This window comes from Enterovirga sp. CN4-39 (assembly GCF_049446235.1).
In the GTDB taxonomy this organism is placed as follows: Bacteria; Pseudomonadota; Alphaproteobacteria; order Rhizobiales; family Beijerinckiaceae; genus Enterovirga.
In genome coordinates, this window is record NZ_JBMSEF010000035.1 from 20,434 (window position 1) to 27,162 (window position 6,729).

The 6,729-nt window shown below is 64.9% G+C and carries 6 protein-coding genes; 5 read left to right on the plus strand and 1 reads right to left on the minus strand.

The annotated features are described in order from the left end of the window. Positions 1-106: 106 nt before the first annotated feature. The 5 genes from ACO2SS_RS27775 (at position 107) to ACO2SS_RS27795 (ending at position 6,256) form a co-directional block, all read left to right on the plus strand. Complete coding sequence (locus ACO2SS_RS27775; protein ID WP_423281113.1) at positions 107-1,087, plus strand: Bug family tripartite tricarboxylate transporter substrate binding protein; 981 nt, start codon at positions 107-109, stop codon at positions 1,085-1,087. 27 nt (positions 1,088-1,114) lie between these two features. Next, on the plus strand, positions 1,115-1,483 hold the full coding sequence (locus ACO2SS_RS27780) for a cupin domain-containing protein (RefSeq protein ID WP_423281114.1): 369 nt from the start codon (positions 1,115-1,117) through the stop codon (positions 1,481-1,483). Positions 1,484-1,805: 322 nt separating this feature from the next. Beyond that, complete coding sequence (locus ACO2SS_RS27785) at positions 1,806-3,095, plus strand: KAP family P-loop NTPase fold protein (protein ID WP_423281115.1); 1,290 nt, start codon at positions 1,806-1,808, stop codon at positions 3,093-3,095. 1 nt (position 3,096) lies between these two features. Next, entirely contained in the window at positions 3,097-4,140 is a 1,044-nt protein-coding gene (locus tag ACO2SS_RS27790) for a hypothetical protein (protein ID WP_423281116.1), read from the plus strand. A 1,291-nt stretch (positions 4,141-5,431) separates the two neighbouring features. Then, positions 5,432-6,256 carry a DUF1206 domain-containing protein gene (locus ACO2SS_RS27795; RefSeq protein WP_423281117.1) on the plus strand — a complete coding sequence of 275 codons (825 nt, stop codon included), beginning with the start codon at positions 5,432-5,434 and terminating at the stop codon, positions 6,254-6,256. On the opposite strand, the gene ACO2SS_RS27800 is transcribed toward ACO2SS_RS27795, so the two are convergent. After that, positions 6,253-6,729 (minus strand): DUF72 domain-containing protein (locus tag ACO2SS_RS27800; protein WP_423281118.1); only part of this gene is annotated, 477 nt, incomplete at its 5' end. The genes ACO2SS_RS27795 and ACO2SS_RS27800 overlap by 4 nt on opposite strands.

Genomic DNA, 6,729 nt, shown 5'->3' on the forward strand with positions numbered 1-6,729 from the left:
CAGGCACCGCCCGAACCCTCACCCCGGATGCTGCGCATCCGACCCTCTCCCGCCCGGGAGAGGGCGCGCGCGGCGCCGACCGAGCCCTCTCGCGTTACCGGAACCCATGAAAGCCCCCGCTCCCCTCCGCCGCCTCGTCGCCGGCCTCGCGCTCGCGGCCGCGAGCCTCCTGCCCGGCCTCGCCTCGGCGCAGTCCGCCTATCCGAACCGGTCGATCCGCCTCGTGGTCGGCTTCCCGGCCGGCGGGCCGACGGACGGCCCCGCGCGCATCATCGCCGACAAGCTGCGGACCTCCCTCGGCCAGCCGGTCGTCGTCGAGAACAAGCCCGGCGCCGGCGGCGCCATCGCCGTCAACGACGTGCTCGGCCAGCCGCGCGACGGCTATTCGCTGCTGCTCTGCACCTATATCGACCCGATCAACACGGTCCTTCTGAAGAACGTCAGCTACAAGCTGGAGGATCTTCAGCCGATCAGCCAGATCACCAAGGCTTATTACGGGCTCGCGGTGCCGAACACGCTGCCCGTCAATTCCGTCCAGGACTTCATCGCCCATGCCAAGGCGCGCCCCGGCCAGCTGAATTACGGCCATGTCGGCGTCGGCTCGGCGCCGGAGCTGATCGCGCGCGAGTTCGAGCTCCTCACCGGCACGAAGATGACGGCCGTGCCCTTCCGCGGCACCGGCCCCGCCCTGCAGGAGATGGTGGCCGGCCGGCTCGACTTCCTGGTCGGCCCGCTCGTCGTCACGATGCCGCTCTTCGAGGCGAAGCAGATCAAGCTCCTCGCCATGACGAGCCCCGAGCGCCTCGCGGTCGCGCCCGACGTGCCGACCCTGACCGAGCAGGGCGTGAAGCTCGTCAGCTACGGCTGGCTCGGCGTCTGCGGCGGCGCGGGCCTGCCGCGCGACGTGGTCGACCTCCTGAACCGGCACGTGCGCGACGCGGTCGCCTCGCCCGAATACCAGGCGCTCATGAAGCAGACGGGCGTGCTCGGCGTGTCCACCTCGCCGGAGGAGTTCGGCAAGGTCGTCACCGAGACGGCCGCCGACGCCCGCTCGCTCGCCGGCAAGCTCGGCATCGAGACGAACTGATCCCCCTCAACCCTCGGAGAGACAATCATGCCCGGCCCCGTGACGGCCTATAATTGGAGCGAGGTGCCGGCCCAGGAGGTGCGGGCCGGCGTGACGCAGCGCGGCTTCCGCGGCGACAACTGCCTCGTCACCTACAACACGCTCGCCCCCGGCATGGAGCCGAAGCCGCACAGCCACCCCTTCGACCAGGTCTTCATGCTGATCGAGGGCCGGTTGAAGCTCCATGTCGGCGAGCAGGTGATCGAATGCGGCCCCGGCACGGTCGTGCAGATCCCGCGCGACGTGATCCACTGGGCCGAAGCCCCCGCCCCCGAGGACGGCATCGCCATCAACATCGACGTCTTCGCACCGATGCGGGAGGATTATGCGCACATGGTGGAATACCAGACGCGCTGAGGGTCACGGCAGGGCGCCCGTGTCCCCTCTCCCCGCCAGCGGGAGAGGGCCTGCCCTCGGGCTTGACCCGAGGGACGAGCAGCCCGCACAGCGGGCGCCCGGGTGAGGGGTTGGGAAGTCAAACGCAAGGCGTTCTCTTGTCTTTGCTGCAAAGAGGACGCCTGCGCCTACCACGGCCAACAGGCTTGCGACATTAATCGGAAGCGGCGAAGGAGTGAGCTGTCCGGCAACCAAGCGCTCGCATTGACGTCCACTGTTCGCCTATATTGCATCAAGCGAATCGATCGATTCATCAAAATCAAATGATCGAGGCATAGCACAGGTGAGACTTGGCGACATCCCGATCACAAAGCGTAGCGAGGACGCACTCAATCGCAATGAGTTTGCCACAACCCTCGCCAAATCTATCGATGACTTGGCAGTTGCAAAGAATGGTTTCGTTATCGGCTTGATAGGCGGATGGGGGTCCGGAAAAACCAGCTTAATCAATCTGCTTTCTGCGGCTCTCGAACGGTTCGATCTACGTCGCATCGACGCTGCAATTTGCACTCGCGATCCGTCCGTTAGCCGGTTGAGTGACGATGAGCTTGAGGCTGGCGCAATGGCACTTGCCAGAATCAGGTCGTCGATCTCTGACCTATACGACTCTTCTCGCGACCTCTCGCTTTGGGAGCACCACAATCAATTCGCACAATTCACGTCCTGGCTTGGGAACGAACAAGAGGCGGCTCTCGCGCAACGCTACCTCCATCTAGAACAAAGACTTCCACGAGAAGCACGCACAATAATATTACGGTTCTCTCCTTGGCTCATCGCTGGTAGAGGCGAACTCGCCAAGGGTCTCTTTAGTGATCTAGCCAGAACACTCGGAATTTCTCTAGGAGACGATGCGCGACTCGCCTTCGGAGATCTTCTCACGCGCTTATCAGAACTAGCTCCAGCAGCAGGTGCCGGAGCAACTGCACTCGGGCTCCCGTTTGGACCCGTGATCACGGCTGGAGGCAGTTGGGCCAAAGGCGTTTCGAACCGACTTACAACCGGCCCAACGCTCGACCAGATTCGAGAACGGCTTCGAGGGATTCTGGGGCGCCTTGATGGCAGGCGTCTGCTGGTTATTGTCGACGACCTAGACCGATTGCTGCCCGACGAAGCTCTCGAGATGACCTCTCTGGTTAAATCGATTGGCGACCTCCCTAACGTCGTATATCTACTTTCCTACGATGTCGACCGCCTAGCAAATTCGATCACCAATGCCGCGAAGACCGACGGTCGCGAATTTCTAGAGAAAATAGTCCAATATCCGATCAATCTCCCTCCCCTTGAAGAATACGATCTACTACGTCTACTTGAGGTCGAACTGACTTCGCTTTTCCACTCTTTACCTTCCGCGGCGCTGAAGCCCGACCTCGGGAGCGCATGGTATCTTGTGCTTAGATATTACATTAGAACACCACGGGCCGTATCTCGCCTAGTGAACGGCTTTTCTGTTGCCTGGTCTGGTCTTCACGACCATGTCGATCCTACAGATCTGCTGCTACTGGAGACCCTACGGATCCACGATCCCGTCGTGTATAACTGGGTACGAGACAACCTCACAGACTTGGTGAACTGAGATGGCAGCCGCGAACGATCGCTTGAAAGAAAAAATTGAACAACTAATGTCAACCGCCGTTAGCAAAGAAGGTGCTACCAATACTTTAGCACTGCTATTTCCTAAGGCCGACAACGTACTCCAGACCTACGCCGCCATGGATCGTTCCGGCCGCAACCGCCGCTTGTCGGACAGACACCACGCTCTGTCCTATTTTCGCCTTAACCCTCAAGCAGCTACCTGGTCTCGGTCCGAGCTTGCAATATTGTTTGAACTGCCTCCAGCTGTCACTTTCGAGCAAATTAGGCAACGGATTGATGCAGAACCGGAGCAAAATAAATCACGATTGAGGCGGTTGCTTTTGGACGAGTTGGCAAATCATTACGAGTCAGGCCACCCACTAAACGCTGACCACTTGTCGCACCTCGCGGATTTCAGTTCCTATCTGATTAGCGCGCAGGATGAAGACCGAGGGCTTTTTTCTATGCCAAACATCGAGCGAATGCGCTGGGTGATCGGTAGAGGCCTGAAGAGTCTCAGCGCTAGTGAAAGAAGCGCCGTAATCATAGACGCAATCCTGTCAGCGTCTGACCTCACGGCCCTTTCTTTCTTCGTTCGTACAGTCAGTCCCGACATCAATCCAGACGGCAGTACATCGAAATCGGACGAATTGGGGTTTGCTGATAGAGCCGAGGAAATCCGTCAGATATTGACGAACCGGATACGCGAACTCGCAGAATCAGGAGAAATCTGGGGACAGGCTAAGCCGGACGTGCTGTTATGGTTTTGGTGGTCGAGTACTGACGGCCGTGAAGTTACTGAGTTTATGACAAAAGAAATCGAAGCCGTAGGTGGAGCAGAAAGAGTCCTTCCCCACATGATAAGCGAGGTAGCATCAACGGCCGGCAATTACGAGAACATTAGTCGGAGTTGGAGCAAAATCGTAGACTTTCAGCTTATCTATACCCAAGCCCGCAATCTGGCGGAGAGCGATGAGGAGAGGACGTCTCAAGTCGGGCTAAGGGTCTTGAAGGCTCTAGAGCGATCGAGGAATTCTCCTTTGTAGACTTCGGTTTCTGCCAGACTCCTTCGACACGGAGCTCGTCACGGCCCGGCGTGTCCGCGGACCGAGAGCTCAACAATATATTCCTATTATGATTTTAGTCCCTCACTCCCATCCGGCGAGGGAGTTACGTGCGCACCGGTCGCGAGGCGGAGGGGAGGCGGTCCCGCGACGGGTGCCCCGGTGGGCGCCCGACCCGGGGCGGCTGTTCGCGATGCAGCGCCGGGGGAGCCTGTTCCCACGGCGCCGAGCCCTCTCACACCGGCCACTACGAGCCGGCCGGGGTGAGGGTTGTGGGGCAGCCGGGCGGATCTCACGGCAGGCGCAGCAACTCGGTGGTTGCTGGGCCCTGAAACCTCCTGCCCTCACCCCATCCCTCTCCCGCACGGGAGAGGGTGCGCGGCGGCGCGGGCGGGCTCGTCATTGCGAGCGTAGCGAAGCAATCCAGCCTCTCCCCGCTCGCCCCGGCGCAGGCCGGGCCCACCCCTGGGCACCGGGTTTCGCCGGTGTGAGCGGGGGCTTCACCATCGTCATTGCGAGCGCAGCGAAGCAATCCAGCTCTCCGCCCAGTCCCCTGGGTCGCTTCGCTGCGCTCGCGATGACGAGGCACTTGACAAAGCCAGCATTTATTCCTATATCTCCGTCGCTCGTCTCCGGCGAGGGAACGGCGGTCGACACCGGGCACCGTTGTCGGAGGCGAGGGCGGGTCCCGAGGTCGCGGTTCCGGAAACCGTGGCGCCCGGGCGGCTGACCGGGCGTGTGCCCAGGGGCCGAAAAGACCGTCGCGGGACGCCGGGAGGGACCTGGCAAATCCGCAATCCATCATCATCGAAGGCCGGAGAACCGGCGTCCCGCTCCCTCACAGGATTTCGGGCAGCTCTTTGAACGCAACCGTGGTGACCGACCTCGGACCGGGGACGGACGGCGCGTGCCTGCTGACGGACGAGCCGCCTGATCCCTCCCCTCCAGGGGAGGGCCGAGTCGCGCCGCAGGCGCGAACCGGGGTGGGGTTGCGGCCGGGCAGGCAGCCCCACCCGGCCCTCCGCTTCGCTCGGGCCACCCTCCCCTGCAGGGAGGGATCAGCGTCCATGGGCACCGGCTTTCGCCGGTGTGAGCGGGCAGGGCCGGCTCCGCCTGGCAAGCGCTCGACGGCAGAACGCCCCCCACCCCGGTTCGAAGCTGCGCTTCGACTCGGCCCTCCCCACGAGGGGGAGGGAGACGCGCCTCACCCGGGAACCGCGCCACCCCAAAACCGGTTTGCGCCGCGGGGAGATTGCCCCGGAGGGACGCTGCCGTGGAGCTGTTGGCGCGGGCGGGGTATGGGGCGCGGGGGGCCGTCTATCTCCTGGTCGGGGTGTTCGCGCTCCTCGCCGCGATCGGACAGGGCGGCGGGACCGGCGGGAGCCGCTCCGCGCTGGCGGCCCTGCTGGGACAGCCGTTCGGGACGGTGCTGGTCGGGCTGCTGGCGCTCGGGCTGTTCGGCTTCGCGCTGTGGCGGGTCGTGGAGGCCGTGTTCGACGCCGACGGGCGCGGGAGCGACCCGAAGGGGCTCGCCGTGCGGGCCGCCCATGGGATCAGCGGCTTCGTCTATGGCAGCCTTGCGGTCTCGGCCCTCGCGATGGCGACGGGGAGCGGTGGCGGTGGCGGCGGCGGGGGCGGCGAGGACCAGGCGGCGCGCGACTGGACGCGCTGGCTCCTCGGGCAGCCGGCCGGGCGCTGGCTCGTCGCGGCGGTCGGGCTCGCCGTGATCGGGGTCGGCCTCTCCTACCTGTGGCGCGCCTGGAAGGGCCGCGTCACCGACCGTCTCCGCCTGCCGGCCGGGCACGAGGACTGGGTGCGCAAGGCCGGGCAGCTCGGCTTTTCGGCCCGCGGCCTCGTCTTCCTGGTGGTGGGCGGGTTCCTGCTCGCCGCCGCCTGGCATGCGAGCTCGTCGGAGGTGCGCGGCCTCGGCGGCGCGTTGGATGCCCTGCGGCAGCAGCCCTACGGCGCCTTCCTGCTCGGCGCGACGGCCCTGGGCCTCGCCTGTTTCGGGCTGTTCGGCCTCGTCCAGGCCCGCTACCGCCGCCTCGACGCCCCCGACCTGCGCGACGCGGTGCCCGGCGGGCTGGTCGGGCGCTAGGCCTGGGCGGCGATGGCGAGCGCGTCGCCGAGGGCGGCGCCGCTCGCCGTGTTGTCGAACATGCACCACGTCTCGGCGCGCCGGGCCGCGAGCCTTTCGGCCAGCGCCATGAGGGCGGGGGCTTCGTAGGCCGACCAGTACATGCGCGGCGCGCCGTGCAGGCGATGATAGGCGAGGCCCGGCCAGCCGCCCGGCTCGGCCGCCTCCGGCACCGGCGCCGGATCGGCCGCGACGCGGGCGACCCGCCAGGCGCGAAGGAGGGACTCGGCCTCGGGCGAGAACCAGCTCGGGTGGCGCGGCTCGCAGACGACGCTCGTCTCGGGGACGACGTGTCCCGCCTGGCGGTCGCGGAGCGTGGCGAAGAAGCGTTCGGCCGTGGCCGCCTCGAAGGCGAGGCTCGGCGGCAATTGCACCAGCAGCGGCCCGAGCTTCGGGCCGAGGCCCGCGACCTCGCCGAGGAAACGATCGAGCGG